The organism is Streptomyces sp. NPDC007162 (genome assembly GCF_040634175.1).
Lineage (GTDB): Bacteria > Actinomycetota > Actinomycetes > Streptomycetales > Streptomycetaceae > Streptomyces.
In genome coordinates, this window is the sequence record NZ_JBEYFC010000121.1 from 1 (window position 1) to 20,828 (window position 20,828).

21 protein-coding genes are annotated in these 20,828 nt (G+C 72.2%); 17 read left to right on the top strand and 4 right to left on the bottom strand.

Annotated elements, in window-relative coordinates; all coding sequences use genetic code 11:
- From ABZ646_RS16920 to ABZ646_RS16930, 3 genes are all read left to right on the top strand, one after another.
- Positions 1-960 (top strand): alpha-L-arabinofuranosidase C-terminal domain-containing protein (locus ABZ646_RS16920; protein ID WP_360519016.1); only part of this gene is annotated, 960 nt, incomplete at its 5' end.
- Between the two features lie 17 nt (positions 961-977).
- Positions 978-2,279: a glycoside hydrolase family 27 protein gene (locus ABZ646_RS16925; protein WP_360519019.1), complete on the top strand. Its 1,302-nt coding sequence runs from the start codon at positions 978-980 to the stop codon at positions 2,277-2,279.
- A 2-nt stretch (positions 2,280-2,281) separates the two neighbouring features.
- Positions 2,282-3,289, top strand: coding sequence for a LacI family DNA-binding transcriptional regulator (locus ABZ646_RS16930; protein ID WP_360519022.1), 1,008 nt, complete (start codon positions 2,282-2,284; stop codon positions 3,287-3,289).
- 26 nt (positions 3,290-3,315) lie between these two features.
- Here ABZ646_RS16930 and ABZ646_RS16935 read toward each other — a convergent pair whose 3' ends face one another.
- From ABZ646_RS16935 to ABZ646_RS16945, 3 genes are all read right to left on the bottom strand, one after another.
- Positions 3,316-4,047, bottom strand: coding sequence for a class F sortase (locus tag ABZ646_RS16935; RefSeq protein ID WP_360519025.1), 732 nt, complete (start codon positions 4,045-4,047; stop codon positions 3,316-3,318).
- A 110-nt stretch (positions 4,048-4,157) separates the two neighbouring features.
- Positions 4,158-4,583 (bottom strand): hypothetical protein, encoded by a 426-nt coding sequence (locus tag ABZ646_RS16940; RefSeq protein ID WP_360519028.1) that lies wholly within the window; start codon positions 4,581-4,583, stop codon positions 4,158-4,160.
- Positions 4,584-4,818: 235 nt separating this feature from the next.
- Positions 4,819-6,207, bottom strand: coding sequence for a glycoside hydrolase family 43 protein (locus ABZ646_RS16945; protein WP_360519031.1), 1,389 nt, complete (start codon positions 6,205-6,207; stop codon positions 4,819-4,821).
- Positions 6,208-6,489: 282 nt separating this feature from the next.
- On the opposite strand from ABZ646_RS16945, the gene ABZ646_RS16950 reads away from it, so the two are divergent.
- The 14 genes from ABZ646_RS16950 (at position 6,490) to ABZ646_RS17015 (ending at position 19,010) form a co-directional block, all read left to right on the top strand.
- Positions 6,490-6,957 carry a hypothetical protein gene (locus ABZ646_RS16950; protein ID WP_360519034.1) on the top strand — a complete coding sequence of 156 codons (468 nt, stop codon included), beginning with the start codon at positions 6,490-6,492 and terminating at the stop codon, positions 6,955-6,957.
- A gap of 66 nt (positions 6,958-7,023) precedes the next feature.
- Positions 7,024-7,890 (top strand): fructosamine kinase family protein, encoded by an 867-nt coding sequence (locus ABZ646_RS16955; RefSeq protein ID WP_360519037.1) that lies wholly within the window; start codon positions 7,024-7,026, stop codon positions 7,888-7,890.
- Between the two features lie 165 nt (positions 7,891-8,055).
- Positions 8,056-8,247 carry a putative ATP-grasp-modified RiPP gene (gene tgmA / locus ABZ646_RS16960; RefSeq protein WP_089102565.1) on the top strand — a complete coding sequence of 64 codons (192 nt, stop codon included), beginning with the start codon at positions 8,056-8,058 and terminating at the stop codon, positions 8,245-8,247.
- 15 nt (positions 8,248-8,262) lie between these two features.
- Complete coding sequence (tgmB, locus tag ABZ646_RS16965; protein ID WP_360519040.1) at positions 8,263-9,246, top strand: ATP-grasp ribosomal peptide maturase; 984 nt, start codon at positions 8,263-8,265, stop codon at positions 9,244-9,246.
- 47 nt (positions 9,247-9,293) lie between these two features.
- Positions 9,294-10,181, top strand: coding sequence for a Gfo/Idh/MocA family oxidoreductase (locus ABZ646_RS16970; protein ID WP_360519043.1), 888 nt, complete (start codon positions 9,294-9,296; stop codon positions 10,179-10,181).
- A gap of 63 nt (positions 10,182-10,244) precedes the next feature.
- Positions 10,245-11,339 carry a PP2C family protein-serine/threonine phosphatase gene (locus ABZ646_RS16975; RefSeq protein ID WP_360519046.1) on the top strand — a complete coding sequence of 365 codons (1,095 nt, stop codon included), beginning with the start codon at positions 10,245-10,247 and terminating at the stop codon, positions 11,337-11,339.
- A 181-nt stretch (positions 11,340-11,520) separates the two neighbouring features.
- Complete coding sequence (locus tag ABZ646_RS16980; RefSeq protein WP_360519049.1) at positions 11,521-11,988, top strand: hypothetical protein; 468 nt, start codon at positions 11,521-11,523, stop codon at positions 11,986-11,988.
- 108 nt (positions 11,989-12,096) lie between these two features.
- Positions 12,097-13,347, top strand: a complete 1,251-nt coding sequence (locus tag ABZ646_RS16985) for a serine hydrolase domain-containing protein (RefSeq protein WP_360519052.1) — start codon at positions 12,097-12,099, stop codon at positions 13,345-13,347.
- A gap of 218 nt (positions 13,348-13,565) precedes the next feature.
- Positions 13,566-15,185, top strand: a complete 1,620-nt coding sequence (locus ABZ646_RS16990; RefSeq protein WP_360519055.1) for an ATP-binding protein — start codon at positions 13,566-13,568, stop codon at positions 15,183-15,185.
- On the top strand, positions 15,182-15,604 hold the full coding sequence (locus tag ABZ646_RS16995) for a roadblock/LC7 domain-containing protein (protein WP_358981612.1): 423 nt from the start codon (positions 15,182-15,184) through the stop codon (positions 15,602-15,604). Before ABZ646_RS16990 ends, ABZ646_RS16995 begins: the two co-directional genes overlap by 4 nt.
- Positions 15,601-15,963 carry a DUF742 domain-containing protein gene (locus ABZ646_RS17000; protein ID WP_360519058.1) on the top strand — a complete coding sequence of 121 codons (363 nt, stop codon included), beginning with the start codon at positions 15,601-15,603 and terminating at the stop codon, positions 15,961-15,963. Before ABZ646_RS16995 ends, ABZ646_RS17000 begins: the two co-directional genes overlap by 4 nt.
- The gene (locus ABZ646_RS17005) at positions 15,935-16,558 is read left to right on the top strand and encodes an ATP/GTP-binding protein (protein ID WP_360519061.1); all 624 of its coding nucleotides are present in this window, start codon (positions 15,935-15,937) and stop codon (positions 16,556-16,558) included. The genes ABZ646_RS17000 and ABZ646_RS17005 overlap by 29 nt, the downstream gene beginning before the upstream one ends.
- Positions 16,555-17,781, top strand: coding sequence for a cytochrome P450 (locus ABZ646_RS17010; protein WP_360519064.1), 1,227 nt, complete (start codon positions 16,555-16,557; stop codon positions 17,779-17,781). The genes ABZ646_RS17005 and ABZ646_RS17010 overlap by 4 nt, the downstream gene beginning before the upstream one ends.
- Positions 17,778-19,010, top strand: a complete 1,233-nt coding sequence (locus tag ABZ646_RS17015) for a cytochrome P450 (protein WP_360519067.1) — start codon at positions 17,778-17,780, stop codon at positions 19,008-19,010. Before ABZ646_RS17010 ends, ABZ646_RS17015 begins: the two co-directional genes overlap by 4 nt.
- Before the next feature lie 124 nt (positions 19,011-19,134).
- Here ABZ646_RS17015 and ABZ646_RS17020 read toward each other — a convergent pair whose 3' ends face one another.
- A complete protein-coding gene (locus tag ABZ646_RS17020) occupies positions 19,135-20,664 on the bottom strand; it encodes a helix-turn-helix domain-containing protein (protein WP_360519070.1) in 1,530 nt (509 codons plus the stop codon).
- Positions 20,665-20,828: the final 164 nt, after the last annotated feature.

Sequence of the window (20,828 nt, forward strand, 5' to 3'; positions counted from 1 at the left end):
GCCGACCTGGCCCGCCAGTACGCCACCTACTGCCGCGACCACGGCGACAACAAGCTCTACCGGATCGCCTCGGGCGCCTCGGACGCCGACTACAAGTGGACCGAGACCCTGATGCAGCAGATCAGCTGCTTCGGCTGCGAGGCCACCCCGAAGACCTTCTTCCAAGGCCTGTCCGTGCACTACTACACCCTCGCGGGCCCCTGGGAGGCCAAGGGCAGCGCGACCGGCTTCGACACCGACGACTACTACCGCACCATGGTGTCGGCCCGCCGGATCGACCGCATCCTCACCGGCCATTCCACGGTCATGGACGTCTACGACCCGCACCGCACGGTCGGCCTGGTCCTGGACGAGTGGGGCACCTGGTGGGACGTGGAGCCGGGGACCAACCCCGGGTTCCTGTTCCAGCAGAACACCCTGCGCGACGCGCTGGTGGCGAGCACCCACTTCGACATCTTCCACAAGCACGCCGCCCGCCTGCACATGGCCAACATCGCCCAGACGGTCAACGTCCTCCAGGCCATGATCCTCACCGACGGCGACAGCCTGGTCCGCACCCCGACCTACCACGTCTTCGAGATGAACAAGGGCCACCAGGACGCCACGTCGCTCCCGGTGCACGTACGCGCCGAGGGCGCCCGGCGCCGGGTCGGGGACGCGGAACTGGACACCCTGTCCGCCTCCGCCAGCGTCAAGGACGGCACGGTCCTGATCTCGGTGAGCAACCTCGACGCCGACGAGCCCGCCGACATCCTCCTCGACCTGCGCGGCGGCACCCTCGGCGACACGACCGCCCGCATCCTCACCGCGGACAGGCTCCAGGCCCACAACACACCGGAGACGACGACCACGGTCGCGCCGAGGGAGTTCGACGTTCCCTCGGTGACCGAGAACGGACTGCGCCTCACCCTCCCGCCCCACTCGTTCGTCACCGTCCAGGCTCCCCTGACCCAGCAGTGACCCCCAGGAGCGCGCACATGACCCGACCCGCACGTCCGCTGCCCGCCCGCCGGCTGCGTCCGCCCATGGGCTGGAACAGCTGGGACTGCTACGGCACCACCGTCACCGAGGAAGAGGTCCTCGCCAACGCCGAGTTCATGCGCGACCACCTGCTCCCGCACGGCTGGGACACCGTGGTCGTGGACATCCAGTGGTACGAACCCACCGCCCGCGCCCACGGCTACAACCCGGACGCGCCACTCGTCCTGGACGAGTACGGCCGCCAGCTGCCCGCGCCGAACAGGTTCCCCTCCGCGGCGGGCGGCGCCGGGTTCGGGCCGCTGGCCGAGCGGGTGCACGCCATGGGCCTGCGGTTCGGACTGCACATCATGCGGGGCATCCCCCGCCGGGCGGTAGAGGCGAAACTCCCGGTGCTGGGCACGGCGTTCACCGCCGCCGACGTGGCCGACACCGACTCGGTGTGCCCCTGGAACTCCGACAACCACGGCCTGGACCACGACCACCCCGGCGCCCAGGCCTACTACGACTCCCAGGTCGCCCAGTTCGCCGCGTGGGGCGTCGACTTCGTCAAGGCCGACGACATGCTCTTCCCGTACCACGAACGGGAGATCGCCGCCTACGCGAAGGCCGTCGAGCGCAGCGGACGGCCCATCGAGCTGAGCCTGTCCCCCGGCACGGACATGTCGGTGGCCCGGCTGGACCACCTGCGGGAGCACGCCACGATGTGGCGGGTGTGCGACGACCTGTGGGACCGCTGGGAGGACGTCGAGGCGCAGTTCGCGCGCATGGCGCGCTGGGCGCCCTGGCAGCGAGAGGGCGGCTGGGCGGACGCGGACATGCTGCCGCTCGGGCGCATCGGCATCCGCGCCGAGCGGGGCGGTGACCGCATGTCCCGCCTCACCCGCCCCGAGCAGGTCAGCCTGCTCACCCTCTGGCTGGTCTCGCGCTCCCCGCTGATGATGGGCGGCGACCTGCCCACCAGCCCGCCCGAGACGATCGAACTGCTCACCAACGACGAGGCGCTCGACGTCCTGTGGCACAGCACCGGCAACCAGGAAGTGCTCCGGGAAGGGGATCTGGTGCTGTGGACCGCCCGGGACACCGACGGGCACACCCGGTACGCGGCGGTGTTCTCGCTGGCGGACGAGGCACGCCGCTTCGAGGTGCCCCTGGGATCGGTCGGAGCCGGACCCCGTGACCGCGTCCGCGAGCTGTGGACCCGTGCCGACACCGCTCACGACGGCCGGTACCTGGTCACCGAGCTGCCCGCGCACGGAGCCGCCCTCTATCGTCTTGCCGAGGACGACAGGCGGGAGTGAGCGTGGCGACGATCCAGGACGTGGCGAAGGCGGCCGGAGTCTCGGCGATGACCGTCTCCAACGTGATCAACGGCCACCCCAACGTCCGCCCGGTCACCCGGGACCGCGTCCTTCAGGCGATGACCCGGCTCGACTACCGGGTCAACGTCGCCGCCCGCAACCTGCGCAAGGGCCGCACCGGGACCATCGGCCTGGCCGTCCCCGAGATCAACCGCCCGTACTACGGCCGGCTGGCCGCCTCCCTCATCACGGCGGCCGGCCGGCACGGTCTGCGGGTGAGCATCGAACAGACCGGGGCCCGCCGGGAGAGCGAACTGGCGGCCCTGTCCCTGTCCCGCAACCGGCTCTACGACGGACTCATCCTCAGCACGGCCGGGATGGACCGGTCCGATCTCGAGGCGCTGGAGGCAGACCATCCGGTGGTGATCCTCGGCGAGCGCGTCTTCGGCGGTCCCGTCGACCACGTCGCCATGCCGAACGAGGCGGCCGCGGAAGCGGCGACCCGGCATCTGCTCGAACGGGGCTGCCGACGGGTCGCCCTGGTGTGCGGACGGCTCGGCGGCGAGGTCGACATGTCGAGCCTGCGCCACGCCGGGTACCTGCGGGCGCTGTCCGCCGCGGGACTGGCGGCGGACCCGGACCTCGTCGTGACGGTCGCTTCGCTCACCATGCAGGAAGCGGCCCGCCGGATGCGCGAGAAGGTGACGGGCGGCCTCGATTTCGACGGGGTGTTCTGTGTGACGGACACGGTGGCCATGGGCGTCCTGCGCGCTCTCGCCGACACCGGGGTCCGGGTGCCGGAGCAGGTCAGGGTGGTCGGCTTCGACAACGTCGACGAGAGCGCGTACCTCGTCCCCTCCCTGTCGACCGTCGACCCCGACCACGACCTGATGGCCGAACGCGCGGTCGCCCTGCTGGCCGCACGGATCGACCGGTCCGGGCCCGGACCGGAACGGGAGGAGTTCGTCAGTCCCTTCCGCCTGGTGGTGCGGGAGTCGACAGGCGGCTGAACCACGCTTTCGTCCTGCGTTCGAGGTCAGACGAGGTGGGCGAAGACGACCAGGTTCTCCGTGTAGTCCTTGACGTCGTGGTCGTAGTCGCCCGCGCAGGTGATCAGCCGGACCTCCGGGCGGCGGGTGTCCGCGTAGACGCGGTCGCTGGGGAAGTCGTCCTTCGGGAAGGTCTCGGCGTCGTCGACCACGAACTGAGCCGTCGTGCCGTCGGCCCGGTCCACCGTGAAACGGTCGCCGCGCTCCAGTTCGTCCAGTCTGACGAAGACGGCCGCCGACACCTTGGTGTCGACATGGCCCGCGATGATCGCGGTGCCCGCCTCACCGGGCGCGGCGCCCTTGGAGTACCAGCCGACCAGGTTGGTGTTGTCGGCGGGCGGCGGTTCGAGCTGGCCCGAGGGGCTGATGGTGAGGGCGGTGAAGGGGGCGTCGACGGAGATCTTCGGAATGAGCAGGCGGGTCGGTACGGACCGGGGCAGCGCCTCACCGGTCCGCTGCGGATCGGCCGAGGGGGCGGCGCCGGTGCGCCGGGCCGGGGTCCCGCCGCCGGCGTCGTCGGAGGCTTTGTCGTGTCCGCCGATCAGCGCCACGGCCAGCAGCACGAGGGCCACGCCCCACACGGGCAGCAGCCCGCCGCGCCGGGTGTCGGCCGCGCCGACGGGGTCGTCGGCGTCCGGGGCGCTGGGGTTCGGGGCGCTGGGGTTCGGGGCGCTGGGGTTCGGGGCGCTGGGGTTCGCAGAGGAAGGGCCAGCTGCCATCGGGGTCACCTTTCTGGGGCACGGCAGCGGGAGGGACGGGAGACGGGATCCGCGGTGCCGTCGGCGTGTCGAGCGCCGGCGGCGGCCGCGGCCCCGTATTCCTATGCCCATCAGGACACGGGCCCGGCGACTCTCCTGCGCCGCAGCGCGTAGGCACCCGAGGCCGCTACGCCGAGGACGGCCAGCCCGCCGGCCGTGACACCGGGCGTGGCGAGGGCGCCGCCACCGGTGTGCATGCCGCCGTGCGGACGGTCGCTCTCCTCGTCGTCACCCCAGGAACCGCCCTCGTCCTTCCCCCGGTCCCCCTTGTCCCCCTTGTCTCCCTTGTCTCCCTTGTCTCCCTTGCCGCCCTGCTCGTCGTCGCCCTTGCCCTTGTAGGTCTCGGGGTCGAACTTGCTGTCGTTGCTGCTGTAGGAGCTGTCGTCACGGCCCCCGTCGTCGCGGTCCCCCGAACCCGCGGCCTGGGCGGTGGGAGCGGCGAACGCCAGGGCCGCGGTGGCGGCCGTCGTCGCGAGGATCATGCGGGCAGAACGCATCTCTATGTCCTTCCGCCGTGGCCGGGCGCCGATACTCCATCAGCTGAAACGACCCGGCTCCGACATGAACCACCGTCAGCCAGCTCCGCGCCCGGCACCATCCGGGCCGCCCATCCGTGGCGACGACACGCCCAACACCGCCCGGCTGGGTCAATCCCGCGGTCGGCCGCACCGCCGTCCGGGCGGGCATGGGCCCGCCGTCGGCGTGTCGCCGCCCGGCGGACCCGCCGCCGTGTCAGTAGCCGACGTGGAACGTGGCGTCCGCCTGGTCCGCGCCGGTGGAGACGGGGTCGATGCGCAGGACGTAGTTCGAATGGCGGATGTAGCGCGTCGGGTAGTTGTACGACCGGAAGGACGACCACGAGGAGTCGGCGAGGCCGGCGGTCCGGTAGAACGTGGCGTCCTGGGCGAACGTCGTCGTGCCGTCGTTCGCGTCGAGCTGCATCTGGTAGTCGTAGTGGCGCAGGTAGCGGGTCGGGTAGTTGACCGACTGGAAGGAGACGCCGCTGCCGTCGGCGAGGCCCGGGACCAGCTTCCACATGCCGTCGGTGTACGGGTCGAAGGCGTACTCGTCGATGCGGCCGACGAAGTTGCTGTGCCGGACGTACCGGGCCGGGTAGTTGTAGGACTTCAGCCGGTTCCAGGCGGGGGTGCCCCACTTGGCGACGAGGTCGGCGTACTCGGTCGAGGTGATCGGCTGGATGCCGCAGTGCTTGGAGTTGAGCGGCTGGGTGTAGGTCTTCTGGTCGAGTGCCGTCCAGGTGCCGGCGGACAGGTCGCCGGTCCCCCAGACGTAGAAGACGCCGTTGGGGCTCCAGGTGTCGCCCCAGAGGTACCAGGTCGAGCTGGAGGTGAGGGACTTGACCAGTTCCGGCGCCTCGGTGCCGTTGTGCGAGACGGCCGTGCTGAACTCGGTGAAGCTGCCCGGGTCCAGCGAGGTGGAGCGGGCGCCGACCAGGGTCGAGTTCTTCTTGAAGTACAGGTAGTTGACGCCGCCCACGCCGACGGCCAGGTCGCCGTCGATGACGTCGTAGCCGGGATCGAAGAAGACCTGGGGGTCACCGGCGGCGACGAAGTCGCCGGTGTAGTTGATCATGATGACGTTGTGGCCGCTGGAGTTCACGGCGGAGTAGATGATGCCGTACTGACCGCGCCCGGGGTCCCAGAACGCCTCGGGCGCCCAGGCGTGGGTGTTCATGTCGTGCAGCTTGACCCGCCGGTAGCCGGTGAAGGTGCGCAGGTCCGTGGAGTCCCAGACGTGGATGTACTGGCTGACGTAGGTCCAGTCGGTGCCGTTGAGGTCGGTGGCGAGGACCACGAAGGTGCCGTCCTGCTTGCGCAGGATGAACGGGTCGCGCAGGCCGAGCGAGCCTGCGGTGGGGGTGGCGACGGGGTCGTTCTGGTTGAGCGGGGTCCACTGCAGACCGTCGGTGCTGACGGCCAGGTGCAGGCCGTAGTTGGCGGCCAGCATGTCCGGCGACTCGGTGAAGTAACACATCACATAGGCCGAGTTGGTGGCGGCCTGGGCGCTTCCGGCACCGAGGGCGAGGGCACCGGTGGCGGCGAGGGGGACGGTCGCGGCCGCGCCGAGGAAGGTGCGGCGCGACAGAGGGGTGCCGTTCATGTGCGCTCCAGACGAGGGGGGATTGTCCGGGATCTCGGACAAGGTTCGGAAAACCGATCAGAAACTAGAGGGGCGCATGGGGCGCGTCAATGCTTGCGCAACAAGGGAGTTACTCGGTTCTCCCCCTCCGCGCCAGGAGCACGGAGAACGTCAGGGTCGCGGGGCACAGGACGGGCGAATGCACCCTGACGGGGGAAAACCGACCGCTTCGGGACGAGAAACGTGGGACTCTTCGCTAAGTTCCGATGAGTACCACAGGGGGGTATCACCGCCATGAACCGCATGCGCACATCGTTCGGGGTCCTGACCGCCGTCGGCGTCGTCACCGTCGCCCAACTCGGTCTCGCCTCAGGCGCGTCCGCGCGGACGGAGGTGCCGCAGAGCACCGGCTGCCCGGTCGACATCGTCTACCCGAGCCGCTTCTACGTGAACTCGGGCAACTGGGTGACCAACGGCGGTCTCTACTTCGCCGTCAAGAACAAGAGCACCACGAAGAACTTCACGAAGGTGACGTTCACCGTGACGGACGTCAAGAACATCCGCTTCGGCACCGCCAACCCCACGGGCGGCAAGGTCACCCACCGGACGTCGACGACGGTGTCGGTGTACACGGCGACCCTGAAGAAGAAGACCAGCCTCGGGGTGAGGGTGCAGACGCACCTGCTGAACACCCACACCTACAAGGTGAAGTTCGCACTGCACGGCACGGGTTGGACCTGCGCCGTCGACCAGGGCACCTGGGGCTCCTGACACCCGCAGCGCCCCCACCGGGGCGCCTCAGGCCCCTGGCCGGGAGCGGCCCGTACCCTGGTGGCCGTGGTCGACGGCGACGAAGGTCCGGGCGCGGCGGCCGCCCGGCTCACCGGGCGGCCGGTCTCGGCCGGGCGGGCACTGTCCGGCAGCCTGACAGAGGTGACACTGGCGGACGGCGCTGCCGCCATGGTCAAGCGCGCCGAACGATCCGGTGCGGTGCAGGCCGAGGCAGCCGGTCTGCGCTGGCTGGCCGCGGCCCGGGCGGTTCCGGTGCCGGAGGTGCTCGGGCACGACGAGCGGTGGCTGGTGACCGAACGGGTCACCACCGACCCCCCGAGCGCCGGGGCGGCCATACGTTTCGGCCGCGCACTGGCCGCCCTGCACACCTGCGGAGCCCCGGCCTTCGGGGCGGCACCACCGCACGGCCCGCGCGATGCCTGGATCGGCCTCGCCCCGATGCGCAACGAGCCCGGCAGCGACTGGCCGCACTGGTACGCCGAGCACCGGGTGCTGCCGTACCTGCGCGAGGCGGTCGACCGCGGGACCCTGCGGCCCCGGGAGGCCGTGGTGGTCGAACGGGTCTGCGAGCGACTGCCGGAGCTCGCCGGGCCGGCCGAGCCGCCTGCCCGGCTGCACGGCGACCTGTGGAACGGCAACGTGCTGTGGGGCGCCGACGGCACGGTCCGGGTGATCGATCCGGCCGCGCACGGCGGACACCGCGAGACCGACCTGGCGATGCTCCGGCTCTTCGGCTGCCCCCATCTGGACCGGATCCTGGACGCCTACCAGGAGGCCGCTCCGCCGGCCGACGGCTGGGCGGAGCGCATCGGCCTGCACCAGCTGTTCCCGCTGTTGGTGCATGCCGCCCTCTTCGGGCGGAGCTACGCCGAACAGGCCCTCGCGACATCCCGGAGAATCGCGGGCATTTGACCCCGTCACACGTCGGACCGGCATGTGAAATCGGCCACTTACGGCGGCGATCGGGCGCTGTTTCCTTAACAACCTCTTAATTGGGGCTGAGATTACGCAGAGTAAGGAAACCAACCACGCGTTCGAATCGTATAAGTGCATGGAAGAACGAAACAGGGAGAGACCATGCAACCGTTCGCGCTCAACTACGCACGCCCCGCTGTGCAGTTGGACGTCACCACTCCGTACGCGTATGACTCCGGACTGCAGTTGAACGTTCTCCACGATGGCCGGATCGCAGCCACCGATCACGCAACGCTCAGGGCCCTGGGGACCACGACGTCCACGGCCGGTTCCAAGACCCACTTCGACGACTGAGCGCGGAACCCGACGATGACCGTGCTCATCCTGACCAATGACGAGGACGTGACGGCGGACATGGTGGTCCTCCGGCTGCACGAGGCATCCGTGCCCGTCGTCCGCCTCGACCCCGCCGACCTCACCAGCGGGGTGGCCCTGTCGGGCGAGTATGTGCAGGGCGTCAGCCGCGGACACCTGTCCGTGAACGGGCGCCTGGTGAGTGTGGACGGCCTGCGCTCCATCTGGGTACGCAGGCCGGGGGTGGCGGCCTCGCGGGCCGCCCAGCCGTCGCCCTGGCTGTCCGAGGAGTCCGCGCAGGCGCTGTACGGCATGCTGCGCGGAACCGAGGCGCGCTGGATGAACCATCCGGACGCGGCCCGCCAGGCGCGCCACAAGCCGTGGCAGCTGCGACTGGCCCAGCGCAGCGGACTCGCCGTGCCCGCCACGCTGATCACGACGTTCCCCCAGGCGGCCCGGGAGTTCGCGGCGCGGTTCCCGGATCTGGTGGTGAAGCCGGTGTCGGGGGCGCACCCCCAGGAGCCGCCGCGGGCGGTGCCGACCAGCAGGGTGGCACCGGACACCGACTTCGCGGCCGTGGCGTTCGGGCCGACGCTGCTCCAGCGTCGGGTCGCCAAGCGGGCCGACATCCGGCTGACGGTGGTCGGCGAGCGGCTGCTGGCCGCCCGCAAGCCGGTGCACCCGGACGCCCATCCCGACGACGTGGACGTCCGGTTCGCCCCGTCCGTCTCCCCCTGGCAGGAAGCGGAGGTGCCCCTGCGAGTCGCCGAGGCCGTTCACTCGTATATGAAGGACGCCGGGCTGGCCTACGGTGCCTTCGACTTCGCGGAGGACGCCGACGGCATCTGGTGGTTCCTGGAGTGCAACCAGTCGGGCCAGTTCGGGTTCGTCGAGATGGACACCGGGCAGCCCATCGCCGAGAGCATCGCCGGGTGGCTGGCGGACGGCATCGGGCGGTGCCGGTCCTATGCCGGCGGCGGGCGGAGCACGGCCCCCTGACGGGCCGGGCGACGGTGTGGAGCAGAGCACGGAGAAAGGAACGGGAGATGCGCATCGGACTGCTGGGGACCGGCCCCTGGGCGCGGGCGGCCTACGCCCCCGCGCTGGCGGGACACGGCTCGCTGGACTTCGCCGGGGTGTGGGGCCGCCGCCCGCAGGCCGCGGCGGAGCTGGCGCGGGAGTACGGCGTCCGGGCGTACGACGACGTGGACGCACTGTTCGCCGACGTCGACGCGGTGGCGGTGGCGCTCCCTCCGGCCGTGCAGGCGGAACTGGCGGTGCGGGCCGCGCGGGCCGGCTGTCATCTGCTGCTGGACAAGCCCCTCGCGATCCGGGTCGCCGAGGCCCGGGCGGTGGTGGAGGCGGCCGAGCAGGCCCGGGTCGCCTCGGTGGTGTTCTTCACCACCCGGTTCCAGCAGGAGCCGGAGCGGTGGATCGGCGAACAGGCGGCCGAGAGCGGCTGGTTCACGGCTCGGGCGCAGTGGCTGGGCTCGCTGTTCACCGGCGAGAGCCCGTTCGCCGACTCGCCGTGGCGCAAGGAGAAGGGGGCGCTGTGGGACGTGGGCCCGCACGCCCTGTCCGTGCTGCTGCCGGTGCTGGGCGACGTACGGCGGGTGGCGGCCGCCGTGCACGGCCCCGCGGACACCGTCCACCTCGTCCTCGACCACGCCACCGGGGCCTCCAGCACGGTGACACTGAGCCTCACCGCACCCACGGCGGCGGCCGGTGCGGACGTGGAACTGCGGGGCGAGACGGGGGTGACGCTGCTGCCCAGGAGTGCGGAAGGCGCCGTGCCCGCCCTGACCAGGGCCGTCGATGCCCTGCTCAGCGCCGCCCGCACCGGCCGCGCGCACCCGTGCGACGCCGTGTTCGGCCTGCGGGTCACCGAGATCCTCGCGGAGGCGGAGACCGTGCTGGGCACGGACGCCGACTGACGGACCGCGTGTTTTACCAGGTGCCGGTGGGACCGGGCAGGGGCACGGGCGTAGCTTGGGGATGTGACATCGGTGCGCGGCTGGTCGCCGCGTGGCTACCGGGACGGTCGTGGCTGGCTGCAGGGAGCGCCCCCGCCGCGCTGGGTGCGGGTGCTGCCCATCGCCCTGCTCGCGGCGGTGACCGTGGCGACGCTGGTCAGCCCGGACGGCCACGACTTCGGTTTCCTCCTGGGAGCCATCCCGCCGCTGGCAGTCCTCTCCTACGGGCCGCTGGCGACGGCCGTGCTCAGCATCCTGGTGGTGCTGCTGCTCAACGTGCCCGCCACCCACCTCAACCATCCCGGCGACACCGACCTGCTCACGGTCACCTTCGTGGCGGTACTGAGCGTGTTCGTGTCCTATGTGCGCAGTCACCGGGACGCCCAGCTGCTCACCGAGCGGGCGGTGGGAGAGGCGGTGCAGCGGGCGGTGCTGCCGCCGTTGCCGGAGCGGGTCGGCGCGGTGGGGTGCGCGGGGCTGTACCGGGCCGCGCAGCACGGCACGCTGGTCGGCGGGGACTTCTTCGACGTACGTGACGGGCAGTACGGGGTACGAGCCGTGATGGGGGACGTACGGGGGCACGGGCTGGCCGCCGTCGCCACCGTGGTGGCGCTGCTCGGCGCGTTCCGGGAGGCGGTGCTCGACCAGCCCGACCTGGAAGCGGTCGCGGCGCGGATGAACCGCCGGCTGCTGGCGGACTCGGACGGCGTGCCGAACGCCGAGCTGTTCGCCACCGCCCTGTTGCTGGAGTTCTCGGCCGATCTGCGGTCGGTGCGGATCGTCGCCTGCGGTCACCCGGCACCGGTGCTGCTGCGCGACGGCCGGGCCCAGGAACTCGCCGTCGCGTCGGCGGCTCCGCTGGGGCTCGGGCTCGCGGGAGTGGAGCCGCCCAAGGAGATGACGGTCGAGCTGGGGCGCGGTGACCGGCTGTTCCTCGCCTCGGACGGGGTCTGGGAGGCCCGCGACCGGGCGGGGCGCTTCTATCCGCTCCCGGCGCGGCTGGCCGGGTTCACCGGCACGGACGCCGAGCTCACCGAGGCGGTGTGGACCGATCTGGTCAGGCGCTGCGAGGTCCGTGACGACGCCACCATGCTCGTCCTGACGCCCTTCTTCGGCTGAGGTGCACCGCGCCCGTCGGCGTCGGGGACCCGGGCGTCGCGCCCACTCTGGCCCAGGTGCTCGATGTTCGAACAAACACCCCAAAACGCCAGGGTTCGCCACCCCTTCCGCCACTTAGAAATATCTACCAGCATGCATGTGCCGGGTCGGCGGACCGATGAAGCGAGTGCCGGAGCAGCGGATGGCGAACACGATGTGGATGCAGGGCGTGGAATGGCTCGCGGCGGCAGCGGCGGACCCCCGGGCGTGCAAGTGGGAGTGGGACCACGGGGAGGGCGTCTCGCTGCTGGAGGCGGGCCGCTTCTGGGACGTGCTGAGCGTGCCGGACCGGCTCGGCCTGCTCGCGCTGGACCTGCTGTGGCGGCCTTCGCTGCCGGTGCCGGGGCCGACCCTGATCGACAGCGCGGCGCACCGGGTCGGCTTCTTCGTGCCGCCCGATCCGGCCGGCGGATGGATCGGCGCCGGGCTGCGGTACGCCACCAAGGGGTCGTGGGTAGCCGCCCCGCCGCCGTACCGGGCCGGGCGCAGCCTGGAATGGCTGGTGCCCCCCGACGGAGCCGGCACGCTGCACTCCCCGGGCACGCTCGAACTGGCGTTGCGCGAGGCCAACGCCACGCTCGCGGTGCTGCGGCCGGTGAGCCACGAGTAGCGGGCCGGCCGGCAGGCGGCCTCGGGCAGACGCTCGTATCCTGTGAACCCAGGGTTCTGACGTCCGACCCCACCGCACGGTCACCCCACACGTGCTTGGAGTCAGCCCATGTCCTGCTCACCCGCCAGGCTGCGCGTCTGCGCCGCGATCACCGTCGCGCTGGGGGCACTGACCGTACCGCTCGCCGCCGCGCCGCCCGCCGTACCGGCCGTGTCCGCCGTGCACTCGTCCTCGCCCGCGCCGTCGCCCTCCGGGAGTCCGGACGTACAAGCCATGACTCCGGCCGTGGCCCGCCGGCTCGACGCGGCCGTACAGCAGGTCATGCGCGAGGCGCACGTGCCGGGCGTGATCGTCGGCGTCTGGACGCCCGGGCAGCGCGACTACGTTCGCTCGTTCGGGGTCGCGAACAGGACGACCGGTCAACGGATGTCGCCCGACCTGTACATGAGGATCGGCAGCGAGACCAAGATGTTCACCGTCACGGCGGTGCTGCAACTGGTCGACCAGGGCAAGGTCGGCCTGGACGACCCCATCGGCAAGTACCTCGACGGCGTGCCGAACGGCGACCGGATCACCGTGCGGGACCTGGCGGGGATGCGCAGCGGGCTGTTCAACTACTCCGAGGACGGCGGCTTCTTCAAGGCGCTGACCGCTGATCCGCAACGTGCCTTCACCCCGCAGCAGTTGCTCGCCTACTCCTTCAGGCACCCGGTGATGTTCCCGCCGGGGGCGAAGTTCTCCTACTCCAACACCAACCTGATCCTGCTCGGCCTGCTCGTCGAGAAGGAGAGCGGACAGCGACTCGGCGCGTACATCGGGCAGCACGTCCTCGCCCCCGCGGGCATGCACCGGACCGTGTTCCCGACCGGGAACGAGTTCCCCACCCCGCACGCCCAGGGCTACACCGACCAGACAGCGAACGGGAAGGTGGCTCGGACCGCCGACTGGAACCCGTCCTGGGGCTGGGCGGCGGGCGCGATGATCTCGGACCTGGCCGATCTGCACAGCTGGGCGCGCACGGCCGCCACGGGAGTCTTCCCCGACGGCAGCACCATGGTCAGCCCCGCCACCCAGAAGCAGCGACTCACCACTCCCCCGACCGGGATCACGGGCGCCGGGTACGGCCTCGGCATCTTCGACGTACAGGGCTGGATCGGGCACAACGGCTCACTGCCGGGCTACGAGGCCCTGACGGTGTACCTGCCCTCGGCGCGCACGACGGTGGCCGTACTGCTGAACACCGACATCAGCTACCACGGCGGCATCGAGCCCAGCACCCTGTTCGGCCAGGCGATCACCCGGACCATCTCCCCGGCCCACGTCTACGACCTGCCGGCGCCGGCCTCGGCCACCCGGTGACGACCCGGGCCACTCCAGGGGGCAACTCCTCATCCGCACAAGGCATTTCCGACAGTTGACACAGAAGCGAACAGTCGGCGGCCGGATTCGAAGTGATGTGTCGATTCACCGCGCGAGGCCGGTCAATGACGGTGTGTACTGTGCTGCGAGCGCCACATGGGAGGGGCCCCAGGGCTTCCTCCTGCCCACTGCTGCCCTACCCCCTGGAAACCGACTCCATGATCCAATTACCGGAACTGGTGGCCGGTGGTCTCGCCGCCGGAACGCTTTCCGCGCTCGTCCTCGGCGGCGGCCTGTGGCACTCCCGGCGCCAGAACGCCGCGCTGCGGGCCGAGGTCGCGGAGTCGCGCGCCCGGCTGGAAGGCGCCGAGGGCGCGTTCATCACCGAGATCGAGCATCTCGCCGCCCGCCGGATGCCCGCGGCCGCCGCACAGCTGGCCCATCCGCACCTCAGGGTGCCGGGACCCGCCCGGCAGCACACGCCGGGTTCTCCCACCGGGATCGCGCTGGAGTACGTGCTCACCGCGCTGCGCGAGGAGCTGACCGCGCAGCGGGTCCGGATCGACGCCGCCGCCCAGGCCGGACTGCGCGGTGCGACCCGGGAGATCCAGGCCGCGCTGTACCGTCTGCAGGACGCCCTGCGGGGTCTGCAACAGCAGTACGACGAACCGGAGTTGGCGCAGACGCTGTTCGCGCTCGACCACGAGAACGAGCAGTCGCTGCGGCGGGCGCAGGTGGCTGCCGTGGTGTGCGGGGCCTGGGTGGGCCTGGCCCGCGAGGAGTCCCACGTGGTGGACGCCGTCACCGGCGGCCAGGCCCGGCTCGCGGGGTACCACCGGGTCAGGGTGCACAACCACCTGGAACCCGGCACCGCCCTGGTGTCGCACGCGGTGGAGCCGGTCGCCATCATCGTCGCCGAGCTCCTCGACAACGCACTGCGCCACTCGGCGCCGGACACCGACGTCGTGGTCAACCTGGAACACGTCCACCACGGGGTGTGCGTCACCGTCGACGACGCGGGCCTCGGCATGACGCAGGACGAACGGGCCCGCGCGCAGCGGCTGGTGGCGGGCAGCGACCCGGTTCTGCTGACCGACCTCGGGGACCCGCCGCGGATGGGTCTGGCCGCGGTGGGCCAGCTCACCCGCCAGTTCGACCTGCACGTCGACGTCACCTCCCCGTCGCCCTACGGCGGGGTGCGCGCGGTGCTGCGGGTGGACAGTCATCTGCTCTGTCGGGTCGACCCCGGCGAACGTCCGCCGTCGGCCAGCGCGCCACGCTCGACCCGCGAACGGCCGACCCGCCGCGAGCATCCGTCCCGCGAAACCGGCGCACGCGCAACGGCCGCAACCGAGAAGGCCGTCCATGAAGCGGCCGGACCCGAGACACCCGTGCCCGAGACAGCCGTGCGCGGAGCACCCGCCTCCGAGACGGCCGGACCTGAGACAGCCGTGGTCGAGACGCCCGTGCACGAGACCCCCGTGCGTGAGGATGGCGTCCGCGAGACGGCCGGGAGCGAGGCGGCGCCGGACGGGTCGTCCGCGTCCCGTGCTCCGGCACCCGGGTCCGCCGGCGCAGGCCCCGGCCCCGAGCACGCACGCGCCACCGCCCCCGGCCACCAGGAACCGGGGGACCTGGGCGGTCTGCCGCGGCGGCGCCGTCGTAGCCCTGCCGTCGCGCCCGGCGCACCCCCGTCGCAGCCGGCCGCGCGCCGCCCCGAGGAGGCCGCCGCCGCGCTCGCGGCCCTGCAGTACGGCACCGCGGCGGCACGCGGCCCCAAGCGGGCCACCACGCCCGATTCCCATCGGACCGACGACGAAGGAGGAGCGGACAGATGACCAGCCGCGACACGGGCGACACGGCATGGGTGCTGGACCCCGTCCTGCAGGTACCGCATGTACTGGCCGCCGTTCTGCTCACCCGGGACGGTCTCGCGACCGGTCACACCGACGGTCTGTCCCGGGCGAGCGCCGAGCGGGTCGCCGCGATCACCAGTACCGTGCAGGGTGCCTGCCGGGCCGCGGCCGCCGCGTTCGCGGACCGGGACCGGGCCGAGGTACGCCAGGTGGTCATCGAGTCGGACCACGGCTACGTGCTGATCGTGCCGACCGACCACGGCACCTGTGTGGCCGCCTACGGCGACCCGGAGGTGCGCCTGGACCTGCTGGCGCACCGGGTGCACTCGCAGGTCGCCCGGCTGGGCGAGAAGGCGATGGCGGCCGCGCCCAGAGGCTCCGACGGCGGCGCGCCGGCATGACCGGCCGCCGCGGCGGCCGCCCCCTGGTCCCCGCGTATCTGTCCACCGGCGGGGTGGCCCGGCCCAGTCGTCCGCACCTGGAACGGCTGACGGTGCTCACCCGCGACGGTTCTCCCCTGCCCGCCGGGCTGCCCGCCGCCGAACAGGCGCTGCTGGAACTGCTGTCCGGCGGTGCGCTGACGGTGGTGGAGGCGGCGGCGCTGCTGCGGCTGCCGTTCTCCGCCGTCCGGGTGCTGGCCGCCGACCTCGTCGACCGGGACCTGGTGCGGGCCCGCGCCCCGATCCCGCCCGCCGAACGGTTCGACCCCGACCTGCTGAAGAGAGTGGCCGATGGCCTCCGCGCCCTCAAGCACCGGTGAGCTGCCCCGCACGGGCGGCACACATCTCCCCGACTCCGCGCGCGATCTGGTGAAGATCCTGGTCACCGGGCCGTTCGGGGTGGGCAAGACGACCCTCATCGACTCGGTGTCGGAGATCCGCCCGCTGCACACCGAGGAGCACCTCACCGAGGCGTCGGCGCATGTCGACGACCTCGACGGGGTGCGGGAGAAGGAGACCACGACCGTCGCGATCGACTTCGGGCGGATCAGCCTGCCCGGCGGGGTCGTGCTGTACCTGTTCGGGACGCCGGGGCAGGACCGGTTCCGGACGCTGTGGCAGGACGTCTCCTACGGGGCGCTGGGCGCGCTGGTCCTGGTGGACAGCCGCCGGATCGACGCCTCGTTCGACGTGCTGGGCCTGATCGAGGAGGCGGGACTGCCGTACGCGGTCGCCTTCAACGCGTTTCCCGACGCGCCGGACCACCACACGGGCGAACAGCTGCGAGCCGCACTGGACCTGGAGCCCGGCACCCCGCTGGTGACCTGCGACGCCCGGGACGCGCACTCCTCGGTCGACGCACTGCTCGCCCTCGTACAGCATCTGATCGACGACCGGCCGGCGGAGGCCCGATGACCGCGCAGCAGTCCTTCGCCGTGTCCGCTCCGGTGCGCCTGTGGGAGGACGGCTTCGCCCGCAACCCGCACGGGTACTACGCGGCCCTGCGCGCCCAGGGCCCGGTCGGCTGGGCGGAACTCGCGCCGGATGCGCCCGCGTACGTCGTCACCGAGCGGCGCGCGGCCCTGGACGTGCTGCGGGACGTCGAGACCTTCTCGCACGACCCGCGGGCCTGGGAGGGGACCGTCCCCGAGGACTCCCCGCTGCTCGGCATGATGCGCCGGCGGCCCAACGCGCTGTTCTCGGACGCCGACGCGCACGTCCGCTACCGGGCCACCCTCATCGACGTGTTCGACCTGATCGAACCGCACGACCTGCGTTCGCTGGTGCACCGCGCGGTACGGCTGCTGGTGGACCGGTTCGCGCCGCGGGGCGAGGCGGACCTCGTCACCGACTTCACCCGCCCCCTGATGGCACTGGTGTTCAACAACCTGTTCGGGCTGCCGGACAGCCAGGGCGACCGGCTCAACGAGGGCGTTCTGAAGATGATGGAGGGCGGCGCGCGGGCGGCCGAGGGCGAGGCGGAGTACGCCGAGTACGTGCTGCGGCTGGTCGCCGCCAAGGTCGAGGAGCGCGGCGAGGACCTGCCGAGCATGCTCCTGGACCATCCCGCCGGACTGACGCCGGAGGAGGTCACCTGGCAGGTGTTCCTCACCTTGGGCGCCGGGTACGAGCCGACCACGAACCTGGTCTCCAACGCGCTCTCCCGGATCCTCGGCAACCCGTTCTACTACTCCACGCTGACCAGCGGCGCCCGCCCGGTCATGGACGCTGTGGTCGAGGTGCTGCACCACGAGACCCCGCTGGCCAACTACGGCATCTACTACGCCCGTCGGGCGGTCCCCTTCCACGGGGCCTGGATCAGGCCGGCGGTCCCGGTGGTGGTCTCCTTCGGTGCCGTGGGGCTGTTCGCCGAGCGGGAGATCACCGGCGGGCGGCGGGCCGGGGACGCCTCGCACCTGTCGTGGGGCGCGGGCCCGCACGCCTGCCCGGTCCGCCACCACGCGCTGCTCATCGCGACCGAGGCGATCGAACGGCTCACGCTGTGGCTGCCCGACCTCGACCCCGTCCTGCCCCGCGAGCGGCTCAGCTGGCGGCCCGGCCCGTTCCACCGCTCGCTGACGTCCCTGCCCGTCCGGTTCAGCCCCCGCTCCCCCGACCAGCCTGGAGAGTCGCCGTGACCGTCACCGACCGCATCGCCCTCGACCCGTTCGGCTCCGACATCCCGGCGGAGAGCGCGCGGTTACGTGCCCTCGGCCCCGTCGTGCCGGTCGAACTGCCCGGCGGCATACCCGCCTGGGCGCCCACCGGCTACGACGTGCTCAAGGACCTCATCCTCGATCCTCAGGTCAGCAAGGACCCGCGCAAGCACTGGCGCCTGTGGCCGGAGATCTCCGAACACCCCTCCTGGGGCTGGATCCTGGGCTGGGTCGGTGTGATCAACATGCTGTCCACCTACGGCCCGGACCACACGCGACTGCGCAAGCTGGTGGCGCCGAGCTTCACCCACCGCCGCACCGAGGCAATGCTGCCGCGGGTCACGGCGATCGCCGGGGAACTGCTGGACGCCGTGGCCAAGGCCGGCGCCGACGGCTCGGTGGTGGACCTGCGCGCCGCTCTGGCCCATCCGCTGCCCATGCGGATGATCTGCGAACTCTTCGGTGTCCCGGACCAGTTGCGGGACGGCACCGGTGAGCTGATCGCGGCCATCATGGACACCTCCGACCCGAGCCCGGAGCACGCCGCGTTCGTGCAGGAGCAGATCGGCACGGTCCTCGGTGGATTGATCGCGTACAAGGTGGAGCACCCGGGCGACGACATGACCACGGAGCTGATCAGGGTCCGCGACGAGGACGGCGACCGGCTCAGCGACGAAGAACTGCTCTACACCCTGCTGCTGGTGATCGGCGCCGGGTTCGAGACCACGGTCAACCTGATCGGCAACGCGGTCGTGGCGCTGCTGACACGGCCCGTGCAGCTGGCGGCGGTGCGCTCCGGGACCATCGGCTGGGACGCGGTGATCGACGAGACGCTGCGGGTGCATCCCTCGATCGCCTCGTTGCCGCTGCGGTTCGCGGTGAGCGACCTGAAGGTCGGTGACGTCACCGTTCCGGCCGGGGACGCGATCATCACGACGTACGCGGCGGCGGGGCTGGACCCGGTGCACTACGGGCCGGACGCCGCCGTGTTCGACGCCGCACGGGGCGCCGACGACCATCTGTCCTTCGGGATCGGGGTGCACCGCTGCATCGGCGCACCGCTGGCCAGGGCGGAGGCGCTCGCCGTGCTGCCCGCCCTGTTCGACCGCTTTCCCGGGCTTCGGCTGGCGGTGGACGAGCGGGAGCTTCGGCAGGTGCCGTCGTTCATAGCCTTCGGCTGGCAGGAGGTCCCGGTCCGGCTGGGGGTGTGAAAGCCGCAGGTGGCGGGGGCGGCGACCGGACCCCCGTGCCGGTCGGGCCCCCGCGCAAGGTGAACTTACGTGCGGACCCGCCCGTTGGGTATCGCGCCGATGCCTGTTCGGGCGGACGAGGGGCTCACCTGTGCACAGGTGAGTCCGGTTGGCCCTTTTTCGCCCGGAGCAGGACGGGTGCCGTGAGGTCACCGAGAGCGAGATGGGCGAGGACGACCTCGTAGAGGTCGGTGCCGGAGGCCAGCAGTTGGCGTTCCAGGACGGGTTCGGCGCCCCGGACGTGTTCGCGGACCGTCTGGGCGTGCACCCCCAGGTCCTGGGCGGCGCGTTCGGCGTTCCCCCCGGCGGCGATCCACGCGCGCAGGGTGCCACGCAGATCCCGGCCGTCCCGGACCAGACGGTCCAGCAGGTCCTGTGCCCATGCCCGCAGCGCGGGGCCCGCAAGCAGGTCGCCGAGCCGGACCGGGGCGGACTGCCGCGCCGCACCGGCGGGTTCCTCCGTGCGGGCGGCCTCGGTGTTGAGGGCCAGATGGGCGGCGGCCCGTACGGTGAGGTCGGAGAAGTCGGCGCGGAGCAGGGTCTCGACGCGGTCCATGCGGGCGCGGACCGTGTTGCGGCTGACGCCGAGGACCTTGGCGGCGCTGACGGCGGTGAACTCCAGGCCGAGGCGGGTGGTGGCGAGCAGTTCGGCGCGGGTGTGGTGGGGCAGGTCGTCGAGGGGCCGGAGCACGGCGGAGGACCAGGCGCGCAGTGCGGTGGGGTCCATCAGCCGGGCGGGGTGGGTGCGTTCGGCGTAGACGGCGGCCTGGTCGGGGCGGAAGTGGGCGACGGCGAGGGCGCTGACCGCCTGGCCGTAGGCGGTGGCCGTCTGCGCGAGGCTCTGGCGGACACTGCCGCCGAGGAAGGTGCCCGGGCGGCCGTCGACGAGTGTGCGCAGCGCTTCTTCGGTGGCCGGGGAGGGGCTGAGGATGATGACGTGGCCGTCCATCGCGGGGCAGCGTACGACGAGGGCCTGACCGTGGGTCACGTCGCCGCAGTCGTCGGCGAGGCCGTCGCGTTCCGCCGGGTGCCCTTCGACGATGTACACGCAGGCGCTGTCGGTGTCGAGGAGGCCGGGCCACAGGCCGGCGGCGACGCGGCGGGCGGAGACGGTGTCCTCCACCATCAGGAGCTGCAGGATGGCCAGCCGCAGGTCGGCGGCGGCCCGCCGGAGCCGACCGGCCGCGGTGGTCAGTTCGCGTTCGCGCAGCAGGAGTTCGACGACTCCGGCGGTGTGGGTGACCGTCTCGGCGGCGCGCCGGTCGAAGGGGGTCGCGCGGGCCACGGCGAGCAGTCCGGCCGCAGCCGGGCGCGGGCCGGGGGTGCGGACGGCGACCAGGCGCAGGTGGCGGTCGCCGTCCTGGACGGCGGCGGCCGAGATCCGGCCGACGGTCACGTCGGCCACCAGGCCGGCGTCGAGGGGGATCCGGGTGCCGGCCAGCAGGGTGCCGTCGGCGTCCCGGAGGCAGACGCTCGCCTGGACGGCCTGGGCCAGCCAGGTGACGACGCGGCGGGGATCGCGGGCGCCGGGGCGCAGATGGTCGAGGAGTTGCGCGGCCCAGCGGTCGCCGTCGGGTGTGGGGTCGCGGGGGCCCCGGTCCGCTCGGCCTGCCATCTCGCCCTGCTCCTCGTCCGTCGTGTCGTCGTCGGTCTTCGGACGTTACCCGATGAACCCGGGCCGGTCCCGGCCACCGGCCGCCGGACACGACTTCGCCGGCGGCCCTCGGGGGAAGGGCCGCCGGCGAAGGACGCCTCACCCGGGACCGGGGGGAGGGCCCC